Source organism: Methylobacterium sp. A52T (assembly GCF_053346095.1).
Window position 1 is genome coordinate 1 of record NZ_JBKFBI010000052.1, and the last position, 21,501, is coordinate 21,501.

Genomic DNA, 21,501 nt, shown 5'->3' on the forward strand with positions numbered 1-21,501 from the left:
CGGTCGAGGTGCCGCTGCCGCCGCGCCGTCCGTCGCTCCAGATGCTCGCCGCCGCGACGCCGCGGCGCGCTCCGGCCGCCGCGCCGGTGCGCGAGGCCACGGCCCTGCCGGTCGAGTAGCGCGCCCGCTCCGGCGCGGGCGCAGACTGGCGATCGCCCGCCCGGCCGGCCCCTCTGCCCACACAAGGATCATGCCCAAGGCTTGACCATCGGGTCGATCCGCAACACATAGGCGCCACGCCAGCAACGTGGTTGGATCGTTACGGTACGGACCGGCGCCGCGAGACAGCGGCCGTACGCGGGTGGCGCACGACGGATCTCAGGGCAGGAAACGCCGGTCTACGCGCGCACGTTCGGGCAGCTTCCTGTCCGGCGGAACGCCAAAGCGCGATGGATCTCGAAGCGGCAGGCATGCAGGGCACGGACTCTGCTTTCGAGCTGGCAGGAAAGCGGACGGCGCCATGACCGGCGTGGAACAGGAATCTCTCTTTCTCACGGACCTCGGGCGACGCGTCAGGCACGCGCGCACCGTGCGCGGGCTGTCGCGCAAGGTTCTGTCGCAGACCTCGGGCCTGTCCGAGCGCTACATCGCGCAGCTGGAGGGCGGCCAGGGCAACGTCTCGATCATCTTGCTGCGGCGGGTGGCGAACGCCATGGGCGTGCGGCTGGACGACCTGATCACCGGCAACGACGCGCTGCCCGACTGGCCGGTGGTGCGCGACCTCCTCGCCCAGGCGAGCCCGGCCCAGATCGTCGCCGCCAAGGAGGCCCTGTCCGGCGGCAGCCGGCCCGAATCGAGCAACCGGCCGCGCGTGGCGCTGACCGGACTGCGCGGCGCCGGCAAGTCGACCCTCGGCAAGCTCGCGGCCGAGCGCCTCGGCTGGACCTTCGTGGAGCTCAACGCCGAGATCGAGCGGGAGAACGCCCTCTCGGTCCAGGAGATCTTCGCGATCTACGGCCAGGAAGGCTACCGCCGGCTCGAGCAGGCGGCCTTGCGGCGCCTGACCGAGCATCCTGGACCGCTGATCCTCGCGACGAGCGGCGGCATCGTCGCGGAACCGCTCACCTACGATCTGCTCCTCCAGGCGTTCTACACCATCTGGCTGCGCGCCCGGCCGGAGGAGCACATGAGCCGCGTCCGCGAGCAGGGACACCTCGCCACGACGGGCGACCACGCCTCCGCGATGCAGGAGCTGCGCGCCGTGCTGGCGAGCCGCGAACCGCTCTACGCCCGGGCCCCGGCGACGGTGGACACCTCCAACATCCCTGTCCAGACGATGCTTGACCGCCTGACGGCGGCGATCGAGGCGCGGTTCGGGCAGGGCGTGCCGCTGGCGGACTGACCCGCCCGCGTTCGCTGACAGCCATGCGACCGATGCGGCCCCCGGGCCGCGCCGGCCCTTGATCGCCGCGGTGCAGCGCACCACGCTAGGGCAGTACCCGCGGTCCGTCGCCGCCGCTGCCGTCTCTCAGGGCGGGACAACCATCCCGCCCGAGCGGGCGCCGGACCGGCCCCGCCGCACGCGCGACCGGCAGACCCCGCGAAGTCCCGGACATGAGCATCCGACTATGAGCGCCAGTCCCGCCTTCACTCACCCATCGCATGACCTCGCGGTCGTCGACCCGGTCTGGTCGCGGTTGCGGGACGAGGCGGAGGATGTCCTGCGGACCGAACCGCAGCTCGCCTCCTTCATCGTCGCGACCATCCTGAACCACACCACGCTGGAAGGCGCTGTCTCCCACCGGGTGGCGGCCCGGCTCGGGCACCCGTCGCTCCCGGCCGAACTCGTCGCCCACGCCTTCCACGAGGCGATCACGGTGGATCCGGGAATCGGCCAGGCGTTCCGCGCCGATATCGGCGCGGTGATCGACCGGGATCCGGCGACGCTCCGGGCCCTCGAGCCGGTCCTGTACTTCAAGGGCTTCCACGCCCTGCAGGCCTACCGCCTCGCCCACCATGTCTGGAACCGCGGTCGGCGCGACCTCGCCCTCTACCTCCAGAGCCGGGTCTCGGAGGTGTTCCAGTGCGACATCCATCCGGCGGCGCGGATCGGTCGGGGCGTCTTCCTCGACCACGCCACCGGCCTCGTGGTCGGGTCGACCGCGGTGATCGAGGACGACGTGTCGATCCTCCACGCCGTGACCCTGGGCGGCACCGGCAAGCAGCGCGGCGACCGCCACCCCAAGATCCGCCGCGGCGTGATGATCGGCGCCGGCGCCAAGATCCTGGGCAACATCGAGGTCGGGGCCTGCGCCCGGGTGGCGGCGGGCTCGGTGGTGCTGCGGCCGGTGCCGCCGAACACGACGGTCGTCGGCGTGCCGGCGCGCGTGGTCGGCACCGCCGGCTGCGACGATCCGGCCCGGGCGATGGACCAGCTCGTCGCCCTCGATCAGTTCATCCACCTGGGCGACGGGATCTGACCCGGGGCCGTCGCGCTTGCCGCTCCGCCCGCGGCGTGGCAAGCCCTCGGCCCATCCGCGGCGCCAGCGCCGCCAGGGGAGATCGACCAGCGTGACCAAAGCCGAGACCGCGAAGCTTCAGGACTATCTGCGCCGCAAGTTCGCGAACAACAATATCCGCCTCACCGCGATGAAGACCGGCGACTCCGCCGAGGTGTTCATCGGCGAGGAGTCGATCGGCGTGATCGCCGACGACAAGGAGGACGGCGACGATTCCTTCGTCTTCCGGATGGCGATCCTCGACATCGATCTCGAGGAAGAGGCCTGAGGCCTCCAGCCCGGCCGGACCCGCGTCCCGGGCCGGGTCCCGCCGGCCAGCACCTGTGCACCGATTAACGCTAACGAAGACTCGTGCTTAACAATCGGTAAACGGCGTGAGTACAGTGCGCGCAACCTGTATCAGGAGCGCGAATAATGGTCCTCACGCCCGTCGCCCTCGAGTCGATCCGGACCCTCTGCATCGGACTGGCGCTGTCCGGCCTGATCGCCAGCGCCTTCGAGCTGTTCGCGGCGCGGCGGGCGAGCTTCAGCCTGCTGGAGCGCGGCGGTCTGCCGGCGGTCGCTGCCCTGCCGATGCTGGCCTTCTCGGCGCCGTTCATCATCCTGCGCAACACGGTGCGCGGTCGGCGGATCGAGGGGCGCCCGATCCCGTTCGTGATGCTGGCGACGGTCATCGCGTGCGGCTGGAGCCTGCTCTCGGGCCGCGTCGCCCTCGACCTCGCCGCGATGCTGGTCGGCGCCTGACCGGGTTCAGGGCTCGGCGGTGGCCACCTGCGCGGTCCCGTCCTTGCCCTCCAGGGACACCCAGGCCGCGCCGTCCTGGCCGGCCCGCTTGATGAAGTTGTAGCCGGTGCGGCGCCAGGAGCGGATCGCGTCGGTCTTGTTGTCGAGGATGAAGTCGCCGCGGTCGGTCCGGACCGTCAGCACCGCGTGGCCCTCGTTGGTCTCGTCGATCACCACGGTCATCAGCAGGGCGCGCCGCGGCAGGCCGCGCTCCACCAGCATCCGCCGCTTCAGCAGCTGGTAATCCTCGCAATCGCCGAACCCGTCATCGGGGAAGTCCCAGCGGTCGACGACGCCCCAATGCGCCTGATCGGTGATCGGCCGGATGCGCGCGTTCACGCGGCGGTTGACGCTCTGCAGGGTCCGCCACACCGCCACGGTCAGGGAAATCTCGGCCGGCTCGGCCGTGTCGACCGTGCATTCCTGAGGCGTGCGGGCGCAGAAATCCGTCCAGCCCGCGATCGCCCGCACCGGCCCGGTCGGCTCGGCGGCGGTCACCTGATCCGGCAGGACCAGCCGCGCATGGGCGTGGGTCGTGGCGCCGCCCATCGCGAGGATCGTGCCCAGCAGGGCGAAACTCGCCGCCTGCCGCGCGCGGCACGCCGCGTGCGTCCACCCGCGCCACCGCAGCGGGCCGAAGAGCTGACACGAGATACCGCCATCCGCGTGCCGCATGGTTCAAGCCCCCGCCGCCCGATGATGACGGAAGGGTGACACGGCCACGTGCGACGCACAATGGGTCAGGGCAAGACAGGCAACGCGCAGGGAGCCCTATCGGTTCCGATTTAAGAGAGTGTTGCATCCGCGGGGCTAGCCGAGAGCGTATGCACTGAGTGAATAGCCGCTCTGCGCCTTCTCGGAAGGCCTTGATTCAGGTCAGCTTTGCCGGCTTCTCAGCACGGCTCGCACGGGGGATTCGCGGCGGGCTCGATCGAGACGCGTGAAGCCGGCCAGCCCGTCGCCGATGGGGCCGCGCCCCAGGAAAGGTTCCGCCATGCAGCCCGCCATCCAGCAGGTGATCAGAGCGCTCGCCGAGGATGGTCGGGCCGGCGCGATCAATATCGCGGAGCACGCGGTCGATTCCTACCTCGCCGACGCGCCGAGCGAGGGCGACAGGGCGCTGTCGCGGGACATCCTGGTCCGGGATCTCGCCAGCCTCCGGGGCGTCGCCCCGCATCTCGCGGCCTTCATCGGCCGGGTCGAGTCCTACGTGGCGAGCCTCGCCCAGCCGTCGCTGAGCCGGGCGGCCTGAGGCCGCTTCACCGGTTGGCGGTGGTGACCGGGGAGGTGACGCCGCCGAGGGAGACCCAGGCGACGGCGTCCTGGCTCTCGCGCTTGATGAACACGTAGCCGGTCTTGTGCCAGGGCAGGATCGCGCTGGTCTTGTTGTCGAGCACCAGATCGCCCCGGTCGGTGATCAGGGTCAGCACGGCGTGGCCCTCACCCTTCTCGTCGATCACCACGGTCATGCGCATCGCCCGCCGCGGCAGGCCGGCCTCGGCCAGCATGTGCCGCTTGAGCAGCTGGAAGTCCTCGCAGTCGCCGATGCCGTCCTCGGCCAGGTCCCAGCGGTCGGCCACGTGCAGGTGGTCCTGATCGGTCATCGGCTCGATCGCCTTGTTGACCCGCCGGTTCACCGACACGATCGTCGCCCAGGTCGCCGGCGTCAGGCTGATCCGGGCCGGCTCGCCCCGGTCCAGCGCGCACTCCGCCGCGTAATTCTGGCAGAACGTCACCCACGCGGCGATCGGCTTGGCGTCGCCCAGGATCTTGGCGCCCACGTCCGCGGGCAGGCTCGCCAGCGTCTGCGCCTGAACCGGAGCGGCGAGGCCGAGCAGCGTCGCCGCTCCGACCAGCATCCCCCGAACCGTCCTGAGAAGCCCCGCGCCCATCGAACCCGTCCCCGTTGTTGAGGACAGGATTGCGCCGCAGAGCCTCCGCGGCGCTGAAGCGGATGCGCGCAATTTTACCGATCCCTCGGTGCGGGCCCGGTCACGCGCGACAGCGTCGACGGGAGACTTGAGAACCCCTGTAAATCGGCAGCTTCGGCTTCGGAAACCGGAAACCTTGAGGGTTCGTCACCCGGGGACCCGAGCCCTCAGGAGCGCCGCCGCCATCGCGAGCGCAGCGAGGCGCGCCAGGACGGCGCCAGGCCGACCGATGGCGCGCTGCCCTGGGTCGCCTCGCTGCGCCCGCGATGACGGGGCGGAAACGCTCAGCCCGCCGTCTGATCGAGCTTGCGCTCGGCCTCGCCCTTCAGCTCCGGGAAGTCCGCCTGCGTGTAGGCGCGGCCCCGGTGCGGATCCTCGGTGATGCCCTCGTGCTCCAGGCGGCGCAGCTGCACCCGCCGGATCTTGCCCGAGATCGTCTTGGGCAGGTCGGTGACGAATTCGAGCCCGCGCAGGCGCTTGAAGGTCGCGAGGCGGGCGTTGGTGAAGCGGAAGATGTCGAGCGCCGTCTCGGGCCCGGGGCTGGCTCCGGCCACCAGGGACACGTAGGCCTTCGGGATGGTGTGGCGCATCGGATCGGGCACCGGCACCACCGCCGCCTCGGCCACGGCCGGGTGCTCGATCAGCACGCTCTCCAGCTCGAAGGGGCTGATCCGGTAGCCCGACGACTTGAACACGTCGTCGGCGCGGCCGACGAAGGTGTAGCAGCCCTGCTCGTCCACGAAGGCGACGTCGCCGGTGTGGTAGAGGTTGCCGGCCGCGCCCGACAGGTTGCCCTGGCCGTCGTCGTAGCCCTGCATCAGGCCGGCGGGCCGGTGGGCGCCGAGTTCGAGGCAGACCTCGCCCTCGGTGGCCGGCTGGCCGTCGAGGTCGAGGACGCGCACCCGGTAGCCCGGGAGGGGCCGTCCCAGGGCGCCCGGCACTACCGGCTGCCCCGGCGTGTTGGCCATGAGCGCGGTGGTCTCGGTCTGGCCGTAGCCGTCGCGGATCGTGAGGCCCCAGGCGCCCTTCACGCGCTCGATCACCTCGGGATTCAGGGGCTCGCCCGCCGCGCAGACCTCGCGCAGGGCGAGCCGCTTCCCGGTCAGATCCTCCTGGATGATCATTCGCCAGACGGTCGGCGGCGCGCAGAGCGTCGTGGCGCCGGTACGCTCCAGCTGCGCCAGCAGCGCGGCCGCGTTGAACGGCGCCTGGTTGATCACCAGGATCGTCGCGCCGGCGTTCCAGGGCGCGAAGAACGAGGACCACGCGTGCTTCGCCCAGCCCGGCGAGGAGACGTTGCAGTGCACGTCCCCCGGCTGCAGCCCGAGCCAGTACATCGTCGAGAGCGCGCCCACCGGGTAGGAGCGGTGGCTGTGGCGCACCAGCTTCGGCTTCGCCGTGGTGCCGGAGGTGAAGTAGAGGAGCAGCGGGTCGTCGGCGGCGGTCGGGGCGTCCGGCGCGAAGCTGTCCGAGGCCGTGAAGGCGTCGTCGTAGGCCGCCCAGCCCTCCGTCGGAGCCCCGGTGACGAGGCGGACGGCGCCGCCCGTGTCGAGGCCGGCGAACCGTGCGATCTGCTCCGGCCCGGCCACGATCGCCCGCGGGCGGCCGCGGGCGAGGCGGTCGGCGAGCTCGTCGGCGGTGAGCAGCGTGGTCGCCGGGATGACCACGGCGCCGAGCTTCATCGCGGCCAGCATGGTCTCCCACAGGGCCGGCACGTTGCCGAGCAGCAGGAGCAGGTGGTCACCGCGCTTCAGGCCGAGCTGACGCAGGTGGTTGGCCACCTGATTGGACCGTGCCGCGAGCTCGCCGAAGGTGAGGCTCTGCTCGGCCCCGCTGCCGGCCTCGACGATCCGCAGGGCGGCGCGGTCACGGCTCTCGGGGCCGGCGAGGACGGCGTCGAACCAGTCGAGCGCCCAGTTGAACGGCACCGGGTCCGGCCACGCGAAGGCCGCGACGGCGGCAGCGTAGTCGGTGCGATGGGCCAGCAGAAGGTCGCGGGCCTCCCGGAAGCTCGGCATGGTCGTTCCCTCCCCGTCTTGTGGTCTTGGCGATCCGCCCCGTCGGCCGGGGCGGACCGCGGCCTCAGGTGTTCTCGAACCGGGGCGGCCGCTTCTCTACAAAGGCGGCCATGCCCTCCTTCTGGTCCTTGGTGGCGAACATGGCGTGGAACACCCGCCGCTCGAACCGGATGCCCTCGGTCAGCGTGGTCTCGTAGGACCGGTTGACCGCCTCCTTGGTCATCATGGCGATCGGCAGCGACATCGACGCGATGGTCTCGGCCGCCTTCAGCGCCTCGTCGAGGAGCTGGTCGGCCGCGATCACGCGCGAAACGAGGCCGGCGCGCTCCGCCTCGGCGGCGTCCATCATCCGCCCGGTCAGGCACATCTCCATGGCCTTGGCCTTGCCGACGAAGCGGGTCAGCCGCTGGCTGCCGCCGATGCCCGGCATCACGCCGAGCTTGATCTCGGGCTGGCCGAACTGCGCCGTGTCGGCCGCCAGGATGATGTCGCACATCATGGCGAGCTCGCAGCCGCCGCCCAGCGCGTAGCCCGCCACCGCGGCGATGATCGGCTTGCGCACGGCGACGAACCGGTCCCAGTCGGCGAACCGGTCGCCGGCGTACATCTCCGCGTAGGTGGCGTGCTGCATCTCCTTGATGTCGGCGCCGGCCGCGAAGGCCTTGGCCGAGCCGGTGAGGACGATGCAGCCGATCCCCGGATCCGCGTCCGCCTCGGTCGCCGCCCGGATCACCTCCCGGGTGAGCTGCGCGTTGAGGGCGTTCAGCGCCTTCGGCCGGTTAAGGGTGATCAGCAGGACGCGCCCGCGCGTCTCCGTCAGGATCGTCTCGTACGTGTCGCTCACGACTCGCCTCCCTGCCCGCGGAGCATACGGATGATCGCGGAAAAGTCCTCTCCCCCGTGGCCCGCGCCCTCAAACAGACCGTAGATCTGCGCGGCCTCCGCGCCCAGCGGCGTCGCCGCCCCCGCGGCGATGGCGGCGGCCTGGGCGAGCCGGAGGTCCTTGAGCATCAGCGCGGCGGCGAAGCCCGGCTTGTAGCCGTTGTTGGCCGGCGAGGTCGGCACCGGGCCCGGCACCGGGCAGTAGGTGGTCAGCGACCAGCACTGGCCCGAGGAGACCGAGGCCACGTCGTAGAGCGCCTGGTGCGACAGGCCGAGCTTCTCGCCGAGCGCGAAGGCCTCGCTGACGCCGATCATCGAGATGCCGAGGATCATGTTGTTGCAGATCTTGGCCGCCTGCCCGGCCCCGGCATCGCCGCAATGGAACACGTTCTTGCCCATCGCCTTCAGCAGCGGCTCGGCCTTGGCGAAGGCGGCGGCGGCGCCGCCGGCCATGAAGGTCAGCGTCCCGGCCTTGGCGCCGCCGGTGCCGCCGGAGACCGGCGCGTCCACCGACAGGCAGCCCCGCGCCTCGGCGAGGGCGTGGGCCTTGCGGGCGCTCTCGACGTCGACCGTGGAGGAATCGATCAGGAGCGTGCCGGCGGGCAGGGCCTCGGCGAGTTGCGTCCAGACCTCGACCACGTGCCGCCCGGCGGGCAGCATGGTGATCACGACATCCGCCCCTTGGGCCGCCTCCAGGGCCGAGCCGGCGACCGCGACGTCCGCGGCGCGGGCCGCCTCCAGCGAGGCCGGCACCAGGTCGAAGCCGCGCACGGTGTGGCCCGACTTCACGAGGTTGGCCGCCATGGGCCCGCCCATGTTGCCGAGACCGATGAACCCGATGGTCTGCGCCATCCTGCTTCTCCCTGCTCTCCTCGCGCACCCTCACCTCAACGGCAGGCCCCGTCGGTCTGCACCGAGCGCGACATGCCCCCTCTCCCGTGCGGGAGAGGGCTCGGGGTGAGGGATACGCCCTCTCCGGAAAAACCTGGTCCCTCACCCTGTCCCTCTCCCGCACGGGAGAGGGGATCTGCGCTCCGAAGGGATCCGGAGGCGTCCTTGAAGCGAGGCTGGGACGCGCGATCTCACATCACACCGGCCCCGTGCGGGCGTCCGAGAAGACCGGCTCCGCCCGCTTCTCAAGCCAGCGGGCGATCCGCGCCGGATCGACCGCGTCGAGGGTCGGCGGGTTCCAGCGCGGGCTCTTGTCCTTGTCGATCACCGCGGCGCGGATGCCCTCGCGGAAATCGCCCTCCGCCAGCAGCGCCAGCGAGGCGTGGAACTCGCGCTCCAGGCAGGCTTCCAGGTTCGGCGCGCCGCGGCCGAGCCGCAGGAGGCACAGCGTCAGGACGAGGCTCGACGGCGCCTTAGTCAGGAGCGTCGCCCGGGTCGCGGCGGCGAAGTCCGATCCGTCCGCCGCCAGGGCCGACAGGATCTCGTCGACCATGTCGAAGGCGAAGCAGCGGTTGATCACCGCCCGGTGCGCGGCGAGCGGCGCCGGCCCCGGATCTCGGGCGAGCCGCGCGATCGCGTCCCGCACGCCCGCCTGCCCGGCATCCGGGTCGAGCGCCACGAGGGCGTCGATCAGGTCAGGCAGACCCGCGGAGGGCACCAGGGCGTCGGCCAGCCGGCAGGAGATCGCGTCGGCGGCGCCGACCGGCTCGCCGGTCAGGCCGAGATAGGTGCCGAGTTCCCCGGGCGCGCGGGGCAGCAGCCACGTTCCGCCGACATCCGGCAGGTAGCCGATGCCGGTCTCCGGCATGGCGACGCGGGAGCGTTCCGTGACGATCCGGTGGGCGGCATGGCCCGCGAGCCCGACGCCCCCGCCCATGGTGATGCCGTCCATCACAGCCACGAAGGGCTTCTCGTAGGCGGCGATGCGGGAATCGAGCCTGTACTCGTCCCGCCAGAAGGTTTCGGCGAAGGCGGTGTCGGGACTGTCGTAGAGGGAGCGCAGGTCGCCGCCGGCGCAGAGGCCGCGCTCGCCCTCCCCGGTGAGCAGCACCGCGGCGATGCCCGGATCGGCCGAGAACCGGTCGAGGGCCCGGTCGATCTCGCCGACCATGCCGTGGGTCAGGGCGTTCAGCGCCTTCGGCCGGTTGAGCCGCAGCCGGCCCAGCGCGCCGACCCGCTCGACGATCACGTCGCTCATCGGCGCCCCCCGGTCAGCCCGCGGGCGATGATCAGCCGCATGATCTCGTTGGTTCCCTCGAGGATCTGGTGCACGCGCAGGTCGCGGACGATCTTCTCCACGCCGTACTCGGCGAGGTAGCCGTAGCCGCCGTGAAGCTGGAGCGCCTGGTTGGCGACCTCGAAGGCCGCGTCGGTGACGTGGCGCTTGGCCATCGCGCAGAGCTGGGTCGCGGCCGGGTCCCTGGCGTCGAGGGCGGCGGCCGCGTGGCGCAGGAAGGTGCGCGACACCTCCAGGCTCGTCGCCATGTCGGCGAGGCGGAACTGCAGCGCCTGGAAGTCGGTGAGCCGCGCCCCGAAGGCGCGGCGGTCGCCCATGTAGGCGAGCGCCTTGTCGAGGGCCGCCTGCGCGCCGCCGAGCGAGCAGGCCGCGATGTTGAGGCGGCCCCCGTCGAGGCCGCTCATGGCGATCCTGAAGCCCTGGCCCTCGGCGCCGAGGCGGTTGCCCACCGGCACGCGGCAACCGTCGAAGCGCACCGCGCGGGTCGGCTGGGCGTTCCAGCCCATCTTGCGCTCGTCGGCCCCGAAGGACAGGCCGGGCGTGCCCTTCTCGACCACGACCGCGGAGATCCCCGCCGGGCCGGCCTCGCCGGTGCGGACCATGCAGACGTAGAGGTCGCTGGCGCCGGCGCCCGAGATGAACTGCTTCTCGCCGGAGAGCACGTAATGGTCGCCGTCCCGCTCGGCGCGGGTGCGGAGCGCCGCGGCGTCGGAGCCCGAGCCCGGCTCGGTGAGGCAGTAGCTGGCGATCCGCTCCATGCCCATGAGCGACGGCAGCCAGTCGCGGCGCTGATCGTCGTCGCCGTAGGCGTCGATCATCCAGGCGCACATGTTGTGGATCGACAGGAACGCCGCCACGGTCGGGCAGCCGGTGCTGAGCGCCTCGAAGATCAGCGTCGCGTCGAGGCGCGACAGGCCGGAACCGCCGACATCCTCGCGGACGTAGATGCCCGCCATGCCGAGCGCGGCCGCTTCCCGCAGGGTCTCGACCGGGAAGGTCTTGTCGCGGTCCCAGTCGAGGGCGTGCGGCGCGATGTGCTCGGCCGCGAAGCCGAGGGCCATCTCGCGGATCGCGGTCCGGTCCTCGTCGAGCCCGAAACTCATGGGCACTCCCTCATATTCGTCAGCCACCGCGCGAGGTTCGCGCATCGGCCGCCCCGAGGCGGCCCGACCCCCTCCCCGCGCGGGAGGGGGGGACCCGAGCCCCGGCCTCGAGCCGTCGCGCTCTACCGCATCGTCGGGATGGAGAACTCCGCCCCGCTCTTGATGCCGCTCGGCCAGCGCTGCGTCACGGTCTTGGTCTTGGTGTAGAACCGGATCGAGTCCGGCCCGTGCTGGTTCAGGTCGCCGAAGCCCGAGCGCTTCCAGCCGCCGAAGGTGTGGTAGGCGATCGGGACCGGGATCGGCACGTTCACGCCGACCATGCCGACGTTGACCCGCGCGGTGAAGTCGCGGGCCGCGTCGCCGTCCTGGGTGAAGATCGCGACGCCGTTGCCGTACTGGTGGGTGGAGGGCAGCGCCAGCGCCTCCTCGTAATCCTTGGCCCGCACCACCGAGAGCACGGGGCCGAAGATCTCCTCCTTGTAGATCGTCATGTCGGGCGTCACGCGGTCGAACAGCGAGCCGCCCATGTAGAAGCCGTTCTCGTAGCCCTGGAGCTTGAAGCCGCGGCCGTCGACGGCGAGCTGCGCGCCCTCGGCCACGCCCTTGTCGATGTAGCTCGCGACCTTCTGCACGGCCTCCCGGGTGACGAGCGGGCCGTAATCGGCCGAGCCGTCGTGCGAGGGACCGATCTTGAGCGACTCGACCCGCGGGACCAGCTTCTCCATCAGGCGGTCGGCGGTCTGCTCGCCCACCGGCACCGCCACCGAGATGGCCATGCAGCGCTCGCCGGCCGAGCCGTAGCCGGCGCCGATCAGCGCGTCGACCGCCTGGCCCATGTCGGCGTCCGGCATGATGATCATGTGGTTCTTGGCGCCGCCGAAGCACTGGGCGCGCTTCCCGGTCTCGGCGGCGCGCACGTAGATGTACTCGGCGATGTGCGAGGAGCCGACGAAGCCCACCGCCTTGATGTCCTCGTCGTCGAGGATCGCGTCGACCGCCTCCTTGTCGCCGTTGACGACGTTGAGGATGCCCGGCGGCAGGCCCGCCTCCAGGAAGATCTCGGCGATGCGGATCGGCACGCTCGGGTCGCGCTCGGACGGCTTCAGGATGAAGGCGTTGCCGCAGGCGATGGCGGGCGCGCATTTCCACAGCGGGATCATGGCGGGGAAGTTGAACGGCGTGATGCCGGCGACGACGCCGAGCGGCTGGCGCAGGGAGTAGACGTCGATGCCCGGGCCGGCGCCCTCGGTGTACTCACCCTTGAGCAGGTGCGGGATGCCGCAGGCGAACTCCACGACCTCGACGCCGCGCTGGATGTCGCCCTTGGCGTCCGGCACGGTCTTGCCGTGCTCCGAAGCGAGGAGCTCGGCCAGCGAGTCGTTCTCGGCGCGGATCAGCTCCAGGAAGCGCATCATCACGCGGGCGCGCTTCTGCGGGTTGGTCGCCGCCCAGGCCGGCTGGGCCGCTGCGGCGTTCTCGACCGCGGCGCGCATCTCGGCCTTGCTGGCGAGCGCGACCTTGGCCTGCACCTCGCCGGTCGAGGGGTGGAACACGTCGGCGAACCGCCCACTCTCGCCGCCGGCGTTCCGGCCGCCGATGTAATGCCCGATCGTGCGCATGCGCGCCTCCCTGTGATGTGGCGTTCGATTTTGGCGCACCCTATCAGGATCGCTTGAGCGATAAAGCCGGATGCGCTTACAGCCGTCGTGCATCGATGCACAGCGAGGGTGCGACCATGGCCAGGACGGGGCCCAACTGGGACGACCTCCGCTTCTTCCTCGCGGTGGCGCGGACCGGTACGCTGAGCGCCGCCGGGACCCGTACCGGCACCGAGCACACCACCGTCGGGCGTCGGATCCGCGCCCTGGAGGAAGGTCTCGGCGCCCGGCTGTTCCACCGCAGCAATCTCGGCTACGCGCTCACCGAGGACGGCGCGAGCCTGCTCGGCGTCGCCGAAGCCATGGAGAGCGCGTTCCTGTCAGCGAGCGCCGCCACGGAGGCCGCCCAGGCGGTCTCCGGCACGGTGCGGATCGGCGCGCCGGACGGGTTCGGCAGCGTGTTCCTGGCCCCCCGAATGCACCGGCTCACCGCGCGCCATCCGGGGCTGGAGGTCGAGATCATGGCGACCGCCCGGATCTTCAGCCTGTCGAAGCGCGAGGCCGACATCGTCATCAGCCTGTCCGGCCCGCAGCAGGCGCGGGTGGTGGCGCGCCGGCTGACCGATTACCGGCTGCTCGTCTACGCGGCCGAATCCTACCTCGCCGGGACCGGGCCGATCGCGGAGGTCGGGGATCTCACGGGGCATCCCTTCGTCGGCTACATCGAGGACATGCTGTTCACGCGCGAGCTGAACTATCTCGGCGCCCTGGGCCCGCCGGTCTCGGCGCGGCTGCGCTCCACGAACCTCCTGGCCCAGGTCCACGCCACGCTCGGCGGCGCCGGCCTCTGCGTGCTGCCGGCCTTCATCGCGGCGGCCCATCCGGGGCTCGTGCCGGTGCTGCCCGGGGCGGTGTCGCTGACGCGCTCGTTCCACATGCACATCCACGAGGATCACCGGAAGGCCGCCCATATCCGCGCCGTGGCGGGCTTCATCGCGGGCGAGGTGGAGGCCGCCGCCGCGCTCTTCGCCGGGCCGGCAGTGTAAGCGCCGGCAGTTTCGCCCGGCGGGCGCAGGTCCTAAGATCGTCGTTCCGGCGCACCAGCAGAGGCGCCGGGTGGGAGAAGCAAGAGTATGGTCGCCTCGATCGCCCTGCCCCGGCTGATGCGCGTCGGCGCCGGCGCCTCGCGGCTCCTGCCGGAGGTGCTCGGCCAGCTCGGCCTGTCGCGGCCCTTCGTGGTCACCGATCCCTACCTCGCCGGCAGCGGCCGCACCGACACGCTGCTCGAGCGCCTCACCAGGGCGGGCGCGCAGGCCACGATCTTCTCAGAGACCGTTCCGGACCCGACCGTCGCCTCCGTGGAGGCGGCGCTCGCCGCCCTCCAGGCGGGCGATTTCGACTGCGTGGTCGGCTTCGGCGGCGGCAGCCCGATGGACACCGCCAAGGCGGTGGCGGTGCTCGCCCGCCACGGCGGCCACATGCGCGACTACAAGGCGCCGCGCCAGCAGGACGAGCCCGGCCTGCCGATCGTGGCGATCCCGACCACCGCCGGCACCGGCTCGGAGGCGACCCGCTTCACCATCGTGACCGACGAGGCCTCGGACGAGAAGATGCTCTGCATCGGCCTCGCCTACCTGCCGGTGGCGGCCCTGGTCGATTACGAGCTGACGCTCACCAAGCCGAAGCGGCTCACCGCCGATACCGGCATCGACGCGCTGACCCACGCGATCGAGGCCTACGTCTCGCGCAAGTCGAACCTGTTCTCGGACGGGCTGGCGCTGCAGGCCATGCGGTTGATCGCCCCGAACCTGCGCCGGGTCTGGACCGATCCGGGCGACCGGGCGGCCCGCGAGGCGATGATGCTCGGCGCGACCCAGGCCGGCATCGCCTTCTCGAACGCCTCCGTGGCGCTCGTCCACGGCATGAGCCGACCGATCGGCGCCCATTTCCACGTGGCCCACGGGCTCTCGAACGCGATGCTGCTACCGGCGGTGACGGCCTTCTCGGCCCCGGCCGCGATCGACCGCTACGCCGCCTGCGCCCGCGCCATGAAGATCGCCGGCCCGGACACCGACGACCGTTCCGCGGTGTCGGCCCTGGTGGCCGAGCTCGAGGCGCTGAACGACGACCTCGACGTGCCGGGACCGCGGGAATACGGGATCGACCCGGCCCGCTGGGAGGCGCTGCTGCCCACCATGGCGGCCCAGGCGCTGGCCTCAGGCTCCCCCGCCAACAACCCGGTGGAGCCCAGTGCCGACGAGATCGTGGCCCTGTACCGGCGCGTCTGGGCGGGGTGATACCCTCTCGGAGCAGAGCCTATCCTGAGACGGGACATTCGACCCGCCGCCGTCCTCGCGAGCGGAGCGAAGCAATCAAGCAGCGCCGCGCGAACGGATGTCGCGCTGCCCTGGGTCGCGTCGCTGCGCTCGCGATGACGGGGTGAGGCCTACTTCGCCGCCGTCAGCGGGCAGCCGCTCTCGGCCGCGGAGGCGAAGGCCTCCTTGCCGGGGATGGTCGAGATCAGCTTGTAGAGGTCCCACGGACCCTTCGACTCGGCCGGCTTCTTGACCTCGAACAGGTACATGTCGTGGACCATGCGGCCGTTCGGCTGCACGATGCCGCCATGCGCGAACACGTCGTCCACCGGCAGCTCCTTGAGCTTGGCGTTGACCGCGTCGGTCTCGTCGGTGCCGGCCGCCTTGACGGCCTTCAGGTAGGACAGGACCGCCGAGTAGGTGCCGGCCTGGATCATGTTGGGCATCCGGCCGGTGCGCTTCATGTAGCGCTGGCCGAAGGCGCGGGTCTCGTCGTTGGCGTCCCAGTACCAGCCCTCGGTGAGCGTCAGGCCCTGCGCGACCTTGAGGCCGAGCCCGTGCACCTCCGAGAGGGTGAACAGCAGCGCCGCGAGCTTCTGGCCGCCGTCCACGATGCCGTACTCGGCGGCCTGCTTGATCGCGTTCGAGGTGTCGAGGCCGGCATTGGCGAGCCCGATCACCTTGGCCTTCGAGCCCTGCGCCTGGAGCAGGAACGACGAGAAGTCCTGGTTCGAGAGCGGGTGCCGGACGCTGCCCAGCACCTTGCCGCCGTTGGCGAGCACGACCTTGCTGGTGTCGGCCTCCAGCGCCGAGCCGAAGGCGTAGTCGGCGGTGAGGAAGAACCACGTGTTGCCGCCCGCCCGGGTCAGCGCGCCGCCGGTGCCCACCGCCAGCGCCCGCGTGTCGAACGCCCAATGATAGCCGTAGGGCGAGCACGCCTTGCCGGTGAGGTCGCTGGTCGCGGCCCCGGTGGTGATGGTGATCTTCTTCTTCTCCTTGGACAGGCCCTGGACCGCCAGCGCCACCGAGGAGGTGGTCAGCTCCATGATCGCGTCGACATTGTCGCGGTCGTACCATTGCCGGGCGATCGCCGAGGCGATGTCGGGCTTGTTCTGGTGGTCGGCCGTGAGGATCTCGATCGGCACGCTGCCGATCTTGCCGCCCATGTCCTCCACCGCCATCCGGGCGGCCTCGACCGAGCCCTGGCCGCCGTACTCTGCGTAGAGGCCGGACTGGTCGTTGAGGACGCCGATCCGTATCGCGTTGTCCGAGAAGCTTCCCTGCGCGGCCGCCGGAGCCGAGCCGAGCGCGGTCCCCGCGAGTGCGGCCGCCATCACCGCGCCGCCGATTGTCCTGATCATGTCTCCCCCCGGTTCGCCCGAGCGCCCGCTTCTGAGGCGGTTCCGGCGGCACGATAGGGGACGGCCCGGCGCCGCGCCACGGCCGAGGTCGGGCGGGAGCTGAAGGATTCCGCGGATTGTGACGCGGTTCCGATCGACCCGTTTCCGGACCGGCGACAACGGCAGAGGTTATAATACCTTAACCATAATTACACGAATCCCCGCGCAGGTTCCGGTCATGGACGGCAATCCGGCCGTCTCCGGCGCGTGGCGATGCGATGAACCCAGCCCGTTTCGCCGTTCTCGGAATCGCCCTCGCGGCGGGCACCGGGGCGGCCTTCCTGATGAGCGGCGGCGATCCGCCACCGCCGCCACCGCCGCCGACGGCGGAGGCGCCGCCGCAGCCGACGACCGACGTGCTCGTGGCCGCCATCGACATGCCCATGGGCCAGGTGCTCCGGGCCGCAGACCTGCGCTGGCAGCCCTGGCCGGACGGCGCCGTGGCCAACGGCTACATGACCCGCAAGATCAACCCCAAGGCCCTCGAGGAGACCGTCGGTGCGTCCGTGCGCTCGGGCTTCCTGACGGGCGAGCCGATCCGCGCGCAGAAGCTGGTGCGGCCGGAGAGCGGGTTCATGGCGGCGATCCTGCCGCCCGGCATGCGCGCGGTCGCCATCGTCACCGACAGCCGCGGAACCAACTCGGCCGGCGGCTTCATCCTGCCGAACGACCGCGTCGACGTGATCCGCACCTTCCGCGACGAGTCCAATTCGCGGGCCAACAACAGCGACGTGCAGCTCTCCCAGACGATCCTGACCGACATCCGCGTCCTGGCGATCGGTCAGCTGGTCCAGGAGAAGAACGGCACCAACGTCGTCACCGGCGAGACCGCGACGCTGGCCGTGACGCCCGCGCAGGCCGAGACCCTGGCGCTCGCCCAGAAGGTCGGCGCCCTGACCCTCTCCCTGCGCAGCCTCGCCGATGCCGGGCTGCCGCCGGAAGCCGTGCCGCTGGCCGACGCGTCCGCCGCGCAGATGCCCGAACCCGCCCTGACCGTGGTGCGCTTCGGCGTCGCGCGGCAGCAGACGCCGTGACCGCCATGACCGCTTCGCTGCCCCCCAAGCGCCCGACGCGGCGCCCCGCCCACGAGCCGCGCCGCCGCTCGGCCGGCGCCCTCGCCCTGCTCGTCGCCCTGTCCGGGCCGGCCTCGGCCCAAGACCGCCAGACCTTCGGCCCGGCGCCGATCCTGACGGTCGGGGCCGCGGAAGCGAGCTCGACCCGGCGGGTCGAGCTGACCGCGGGCCGCTCCGTCATCGTCGACCTGCCGCGGGACGCCAAGGAGGTGTTCGTGGCCAATCCCGCGGTGGCCAACGCCGTGGTCCGCTCGACCCGCAAGGTCTTCGTGATCGGCATGGCCGACGGCGCGACCTCGATCTTCATCATGGACGCCGAGGGCCGCCAGATCGCCGCCCTCGACGTGACGGTGGCGCGGGACCTGAACCTCGGGACCCTGCGCGAGCTGCTCAACCAGAGCATCCCGGGCGGACGCTTCGACGTGCGCTCCTCGGGCGCCTCGGTGCTCCTGTCGGGGGCGGTCAACTCCTCGGCGGACGCGCAGCAGGCGATCGACATCGCCAACGCCTTCGTGGGCCTGGGCGGCGCCGGGGCCGCGGGAGCGGCGGGCGCGGCCAGCGGCGGCGTCGCCGCCGGCTCGCGGGGCGCGGTGATCAACAACCTCACGATCCGCAACAAGGACCAGGTGATGCTCCGCGTCACCGTGGTGGAGGTGTCCCGCAACGTCCTGAAGCAGTTCGGGATCAACATGGCCGGCAACTGGTCGGCGCTGAACCCGGTCGGAAACCTGGGGCAGACGCTCGTGAACGGCGGCACCGCGGCGGCCACGCTGGTGCCGGCGAACATCCCGAACGTGATCACCAACAGCCTGCCCTTCCCGGTGAACCCGGGGCTCGCCACCGGAAACCAGATCCAGGCCTCCGTCCAGGCGGGCGGCTTCTCGCTCCAGGCGACCCTGAAAGCGTTCGAGCAGGCCGGCGTCTCGCGCATCCTCGCCGAGCCGACGCTCACCGCCATCTCGGGCGAGGCCGCCAAGTTCCTGGCCGGCGGCGAATTCCCGGTCCCGTCCTCGGCCACCTGCGCTGTCGGCGGCGTCTGCTCGCCCGGCATCACCTACAAGCCCTACGGCGTCGCCCTGTCGTTCACCCCGACGGTGCTGGCCGACAACCGGATCTCGATCCGCGTCGCCACGGACGTGACCGAGATCGATCCCACGCAGAACTTCAGCTACGTCGTCGGCAACAATTCGGTCTCGGTGCCGGGCACCCGGGTGCGCCGCTCCGAGACCACCGTCGAGCTGCCCTCCGGCGGCGTGATGATGACCGCCGGCCTGATCCAGCAGGTCAACAAGCAGGCGATCGCCGGCCTGCCCGGCCTGATCAACCTCCCGATCCTCGGCGCGCTGTTCCGCTCCCGCGACTACCAGCGCCAGGAGACCGAGCTGATGATCATGTGCACGCCCTACATCGCCCGGCCGATGGAGGCGAAGCAGGTCAGCCGGCCCGACGACAATTTCGTCGACGCCAGCGACGGCCAGACCGTGCTGCTCGGCCAGATCAACCGCATCTACGGCAAGGTCGCCCCGCCCGGCGCGGCCGCCGCGGCGCCGCTCGGCCGCACCTACCGTGGCCGCGTCGGCTTCATCGTCGAGTAGCGCCCCGCCGCGCCTCCCAGGATCGGACCCATGACCGGACCCACGACCGGACCCACGACCGGACCCACGACCGGACGTTCCCCGCCCGCCCTGCCGCGCCGCGCCGCGAGCGTGCTCGCCGCCTGCGCGCTCTCCGCCCTCGCGGCGGCCTGCAAGACCGATCCCGTCACGACCGGCGGCATCGACGTCACGGATTACCGCGCGCGCCACCCGATCGTGCTGACCGACGGGCCCCGCAGCCTCGACGTGTTCCCGACCGGCACGGGCCATCTGGACCCGCGCCAGGCGACCGATGTCGACGCCTTCATGCTCGAGTACCGGCGCTACGGCCGCGGGACCCTTCTGATGCAGGTGCCCCAGGGCGTCCCGCCCGACCAGGTCGCCGCCGTGCAGCGGACGGCCTCGGTTCTCGGCCGGCTCGGCACGCAGAACGGCGTCAACGCCCGCGAGATCGCGGTCAGCGGCTACGCGGTGGCGGCGCCGACCCTCGCCGCGCCGATCCGGCTGAGCTTCCAGCGCATGCAGGCCAAGGTGGCCGACGCCTGCGGCCTCTGGCCCCAGGACCTCGGGGCCGGCAATTTTGCGACCGACTACAACAACCGGCCGAGCTGGAACCTGGGCTGCGCCATGCAGTCCAACGTCGCCGCCCAGGTCGCCGACCCGGTCGACCTCGTGCGCGGCCGGCCCGAGGGCCGCATCGACACGGTCAAGCGGGTCAGGGACATTGGCCAGTTGCGGGACGGCAAGGATCCGTCAACCACATGGCGGCAAGATGGGCAGACCGCCGTGAAGGCCCAGGTCACGAACTGAGACAGCCGGCGCCGGGGATGGGCAGCCCCGCCGCCGATCGCAACGCCGCACCCCGCACGCGAACCCGAAAGCGCCGTCATGGCAGAGCTGTCCGAGACAACCGAGCGCACGATCGCCCCGGTGCCCCGGATCACCATCCAGGCCTTCTGCGAGACCGGCGAGACCGCGGCGATGATCGAGGGCGCGGCCCTCGACCGGCGCATGCAGAAGGCGCAGGTCAAGGTCCGGATGGGCGGCGGGGCCGCGGCGATCGAAGCGTACCGGCACGCGCCGACGCCCAACGTCATCGTCCTCGAGATTCAGGGCGCGCGCTCGCGGCCGATCGAGTGCCTCGACGCCCTGGCCGAGGTCTGCGACGAGGGGACCCGCGTCCTGGTGATCGGTCACGTCAACGACGTGATGCTCTACCGCCAGCTGATCCAGCGCGGGGTGTCCGATTACCTGATGGCGCCGGTCGAGCCCTTGACGCTCATCGCGGCGATCTCCGACCTGTTCACGGCCCCGGGCGTCAAGCCGGTGGGCCGGACCGTGGCGGTCTACGGCGTCAAGGGCGGCATCGGCGCCTCGACCGTGGCGCATAATTTCGCGTGGTCGGTGGCCCGGGGCCAGGGCGTCCAGACGGTGATCGCCGATCTCGACATCGCCTTCGGCACCGCCTCGCTCAACTTCAACCAGGATCCGCCGCAGGGCATCGCCGAGGCGGTGTTCGCCCCCGAGCGCCTGGACTCCGCTCTGGTCGAGCGACTGCTGTCCAAGTGCAGCGACAACCTGAGCCTGCTCTCGGCCCCGGCGAGCCTCGACCGGACCATCGACCTGTCCGAGCCGGCCTTCGACACCCTGATCGAGCACATGCGGGCGAGCGTCCCGTGCGTGGTCCTCGACATCCCACACCAGTGGAACGCGTGGACGAAGCGCGTCCTGACGGCGGCCGACGAGATCCTGATCGTGACCGGGCCCGACCTCGCCTGCCTGCGCAACGCCAAGAACCTCCTCGGCGCGCTGAAGCACGGTCGCCCGAACGACCAGCCGCCCCGCATCGTGCTGAACGGCGTCGGCGTGCCCAAGCGCCCCGAGATCGGCACCGCCGAGTTCGCCAAAGCCCTGGAGGCGCCGGTCGCCCTGACGATCCCGTTCGAGCCGACCCTGTTCGGCACGGCCGCCAACAACGGCCAGATGATCGCCGAGATCCAGGCGGGCTCGAAGGTCGCGGAGCTGTTCAACGACCTGGCGGCCATGACCCTCGGGCGTCCCGAGAGCCGGCGGGGCCGTCCGAGCCTGCTGGAGCCGCTGCTCGCCAAGCTTTCCGGCCGCAAGGCATCCTGATGCGGACGCGATCCCTCACCCGG

At 71.5% G+C, this 21,501-nt stretch carries 20 protein-coding genes; 11 read left to right on the plus strand and 9 right to left on the minus strand.

Annotated features, from left to right (window positions below):
- The first annotated feature begins 460 nt into the window (after positions 1-460).
- The 4 genes from ACLBYE_RS14570 (at position 461) to ACLBYE_RS14585 (ending at position 3,203) form a co-directional block, all read left to right on the plus strand.
- Positions 461-1,342, plus strand: a complete 882-nt coding sequence (locus ACLBYE_RS14570) for a helix-turn-helix transcriptional regulator (protein ID WP_020095664.1) — start codon at positions 461-463, stop codon at positions 1,340-1,342.
- Between the two features lie 226 nt (positions 1,343-1,568).
- A complete protein-coding gene (gene cysE / locus ACLBYE_RS14575; protein ID WP_026605327.1) occupies positions 1,569-2,420 on the plus strand; it encodes a serine O-acetyltransferase in 852 nt (283 codons plus the stop codon).
- A 91-nt stretch (positions 2,421-2,511) separates the two neighbouring features.
- On the plus strand, positions 2,512-2,727 hold the full coding sequence (locus ACLBYE_RS14580; protein ID WP_007565940.1) for a DUF3126 family protein: 216 nt from the start codon (positions 2,512-2,514) through the stop codon (positions 2,725-2,727).
- A 146-nt stretch (positions 2,728-2,873) separates the two neighbouring features.
- Entirely contained in the window at positions 2,874-3,203 is a 330-nt protein-coding gene (locus tag ACLBYE_RS14585; RefSeq protein ID WP_020095662.1) for a DUF6949 family protein, read from the plus strand.
- Between the two features lie 6 nt (positions 3,204-3,209).
- Here ACLBYE_RS14585 and ACLBYE_RS14590 read toward each other — a convergent pair whose 3' ends face one another.
- The gene (locus ACLBYE_RS14590) at positions 3,210-3,917 is read right to left on the minus strand and encodes a transglutaminase-like cysteine peptidase (RefSeq protein WP_447694722.1); all 708 of its coding nucleotides are present in this window, start codon (positions 3,915-3,917) and stop codon (positions 3,210-3,212) included.
- Positions 3,918-4,236: 319 nt separating this feature from the next.
- Here ACLBYE_RS14590 and ACLBYE_RS14595 point away from each other — a divergent pair, with 319 nt between their 5' ends.
- Positions 4,237-4,494, plus strand: coding sequence for a hypothetical protein (locus ACLBYE_RS14595; protein ID WP_012320711.1), 258 nt, complete (start codon positions 4,237-4,239; stop codon positions 4,492-4,494).
- Between the two features lie 7 nt (positions 4,495-4,501).
- Here ACLBYE_RS14595 and ACLBYE_RS14600 read toward each other — a convergent pair whose 3' ends face one another.
- The 7 genes from ACLBYE_RS14600 to ACLBYE_RS14630 form a co-directional block, all read right to left on the minus strand.
- Entirely contained in the window at positions 4,502-5,101 is a 600-nt protein-coding gene (locus tag ACLBYE_RS14600) for a transglutaminase-like cysteine peptidase (RefSeq protein WP_020095660.1), read from the minus strand.
- 356 nt (positions 5,102-5,457) lie between these two features.
- Positions 5,458-7,191, minus strand: a complete 1,734-nt coding sequence (locus ACLBYE_RS14605) for an AMP-binding protein (RefSeq protein WP_447694723.1) — start codon at positions 7,189-7,191, stop codon at positions 5,458-5,460.
- 64 nt (positions 7,192-7,255) lie between these two features.
- The gene (locus ACLBYE_RS14610) at positions 7,256-8,035 is read right to left on the minus strand and encodes an enoyl-CoA hydratase (protein WP_273560098.1); all 780 of its coding nucleotides are present in this window, start codon (positions 8,033-8,035) and stop codon (positions 7,256-7,258) included.
- A complete protein-coding gene (gene mmsB, locus ACLBYE_RS14615; RefSeq protein WP_447694724.1) occupies positions 8,032-8,925 on the minus strand; it encodes a 3-hydroxyisobutyrate dehydrogenase in 894 nt (297 codons plus the stop codon). Before mmsB ends, ACLBYE_RS14610 begins: the two co-directional genes overlap by 4 nt.
- Before the next feature lie 235 nt (positions 8,926-9,160).
- Positions 9,161-10,222, minus strand: coding sequence for an enoyl-CoA hydratase/isomerase family protein (locus ACLBYE_RS14620; protein WP_447694725.1), 1,062 nt, complete (start codon positions 10,220-10,222; stop codon positions 9,161-9,163).
- On the minus strand, positions 10,219-11,364 hold the full coding sequence (locus tag ACLBYE_RS14625; protein ID WP_447694726.1) for an isobutyryl-CoA dehydrogenase: 1,146 nt from the start codon (positions 11,362-11,364) through the stop codon (positions 10,219-10,221). Before ACLBYE_RS14625 ends, ACLBYE_RS14620 begins: the two co-directional genes overlap by 4 nt.
- A 122-nt stretch (positions 11,365-11,486) precedes the next feature.
- Complete coding sequence (locus tag ACLBYE_RS14630; RefSeq protein WP_447694727.1) at positions 11,487-12,983, minus strand: CoA-acylating methylmalonate-semialdehyde dehydrogenase; 1,497 nt, start codon at positions 12,981-12,983, stop codon at positions 11,487-11,489.
- A gap of 116 nt (positions 12,984-13,099) precedes the next feature.
- On the opposite strand from ACLBYE_RS14630, the gene ACLBYE_RS14635 reads away from it, so the two are divergent.
- Together ACLBYE_RS14635 and ACLBYE_RS14640 are read left to right on the plus strand one after the other, a co-directional pair.
- On the plus strand, positions 13,100-14,008 hold the full coding sequence (locus ACLBYE_RS14635; protein ID WP_447694728.1) for a LysR family transcriptional regulator: 909 nt from the start codon (positions 13,100-13,102) through the stop codon (positions 14,006-14,008).
- Positions 14,009-14,095: 87 nt separating this feature from the next.
- Complete coding sequence (locus ACLBYE_RS14640) at positions 14,096-15,259, plus strand: iron-containing alcohol dehydrogenase (protein ID WP_447694729.1); 1,164 nt, start codon at positions 14,096-14,098, stop codon at positions 15,257-15,259.
- A 149-nt stretch (positions 15,260-15,408) separates the two neighbouring features.
- On the opposite strand, the gene ACLBYE_RS14645 is transcribed toward ACLBYE_RS14640, so the two are convergent.
- Positions 15,409-16,638, minus strand: a complete 1,230-nt coding sequence (locus tag ACLBYE_RS14645; protein ID WP_447694730.1) for an ABC transporter substrate-binding protein — start codon at positions 16,636-16,638, stop codon at positions 15,409-15,411.
- A gap of 257 nt (positions 16,639-16,895) precedes the next feature.
- Between ACLBYE_RS14645 and cpaB the strand changes: the two genes are divergently transcribed.
- From cpaB to ACLBYE_RS14665, 4 genes are all read left to right on the plus strand, one after another.
- Positions 16,896-17,711: a Flp pilus assembly protein CpaB gene (gene cpaB, locus ACLBYE_RS14650; protein WP_020095649.1), complete on the plus strand. Its 816-nt coding sequence runs from the start codon at positions 16,896-16,898 to the stop codon at positions 17,709-17,711.
- Between the two features lie 5 nt (positions 17,712-17,716).
- Positions 17,717-19,345 (plus strand): type II and III secretion system protein family protein, encoded by a 1,629-nt coding sequence (locus ACLBYE_RS14655; protein ID WP_447694731.1) that lies wholly within the window; start codon positions 17,717-17,719, stop codon positions 19,343-19,345.
- Positions 19,346-19,375: 30 nt separating this feature from the next.
- Positions 19,376-20,155 carry a CpaD family pilus assembly protein gene (locus tag ACLBYE_RS14660; RefSeq protein ID WP_447694732.1) on the plus strand — a complete coding sequence of 260 codons (780 nt, stop codon included), beginning with the start codon at positions 19,376-19,378 and terminating at the stop codon, positions 20,153-20,155.
- 78 nt (positions 20,156-20,233) lie between these two features.
- Positions 20,234-21,478: an AAA family ATPase gene (locus ACLBYE_RS14665; protein WP_056526226.1), complete on the plus strand. Its 1,245-nt coding sequence runs from the start codon at positions 20,234-20,236 to the stop codon at positions 21,476-21,478.
- Positions 21,479-21,501 lie beyond the last annotated feature (23 nt).

Coding starts and splice junctions, on each gene's coding strand:
- ACLBYE_RS14570 (WP_020095664.1), top strand. CDS start 461: ATGACCGGCGTGGAACAGGAATCTCTCTTTCTCACGGACCTCGGGCGA.
- cysE (WP_026605327.1), top strand. CDS start 1,569: ATGAGCGCCAGTCCCGCCTTCACTCACCCATCGCATGACCTCGCGGTC.
- ACLBYE_RS14585 (WP_020095662.1), top strand. CDS start 2,874: ATGGTCCTCACGCCCGTCGCCCTCGAGTCGATCCGGACCCTCTGCATC.
- ACLBYE_RS14590 (WP_447694722.1), bottom strand. CDS start 3,917: ATGCGGCACGCGGATGGCGGTATCTCGTGTCAGCTCTTCGGCCCGCTG.
- ACLBYE_RS14595 (WP_012320711.1), top strand. CDS start 4,237: ATGCAGCCCGCCATCCAGCAGGTGATCAGAGCGCTCGCCGAGGATGGT.
- ACLBYE_RS14600 (WP_020095660.1), bottom strand. CDS start 5,101: ATGCTGGTCGGAGCGGCGACGCTGCTCGGCCTCGCCGCTCCGGTTCAG.
- ACLBYE_RS14605 (WP_447694723.1), bottom strand. CDS start 7,191: ATGCCGAGCTTCCGGGAGGCCCGCGACCTTCTGCTGGCCCATCGCACC.
- mmsB (WP_447694724.1), bottom strand. CDS start 8,925: ATGGCGCAGACCATCGGGTTCATCGGTCTCGGCAACATGGGCGGGCCC.
- ACLBYE_RS14620 (WP_447694725.1), bottom strand. CDS start 10,222: ATGAGCGACGTGATCGTCGAGCGGGTCGGCGCGCTGGGCCGGCTGCGG.
- ACLBYE_RS14625 (WP_447694726.1), bottom strand. CDS start 11,364: ATGAGTTTCGGGCTCGACGAGGACCGGACCGCGATCCGCGAGATGGCC.
- ACLBYE_RS14630 (WP_447694727.1), bottom strand. CDS start 12,983: ATGCGCACGATCGGGCATTACATCGGCGGCCGGAACGCCGGCGGCGAG.
- ACLBYE_RS14635 (WP_447694728.1), top strand. CDS start 13,100: ATGGCCAGGACGGGGCCCAACTGGGACGACCTCCGCTTCTTCCTCGCG.
- ACLBYE_RS14640 (WP_447694729.1), top strand. CDS start 14,096: ATGGTCGCCTCGATCGCCCTGCCCCGGCTGATGCGCGTCGGCGCCGGC.
- ACLBYE_RS14645 (WP_447694730.1), bottom strand. CDS start 16,638: ATGATCAGGACAATCGGCGGCGCGGTGATGGCGGCCGCACTCGCGGGG.
- cpaB (WP_020095649.1), top strand. CDS start 16,896: ATGAACCCAGCCCGTTTCGCCGTTCTCGGAATCGCCCTCGCGGCGGGC.
- ACLBYE_RS14655 (WP_447694731.1), top strand. CDS start 17,717: ATGACCGCTTCGCTGCCCCCCAAGCGCCCGACGCGGCGCCCCGCCCAC.
- ACLBYE_RS14660 (WP_447694732.1), top strand. CDS start 19,376: ATGACCGGACCCACGACCGGACCCACGACCGGACCCACGACCGGACGT.
- ACLBYE_RS14665 (WP_056526226.1), top strand. CDS start 20,234: ATGGCAGAGCTGTCCGAGACAACCGAGCGCACGATCGCCCCGGTGCCC.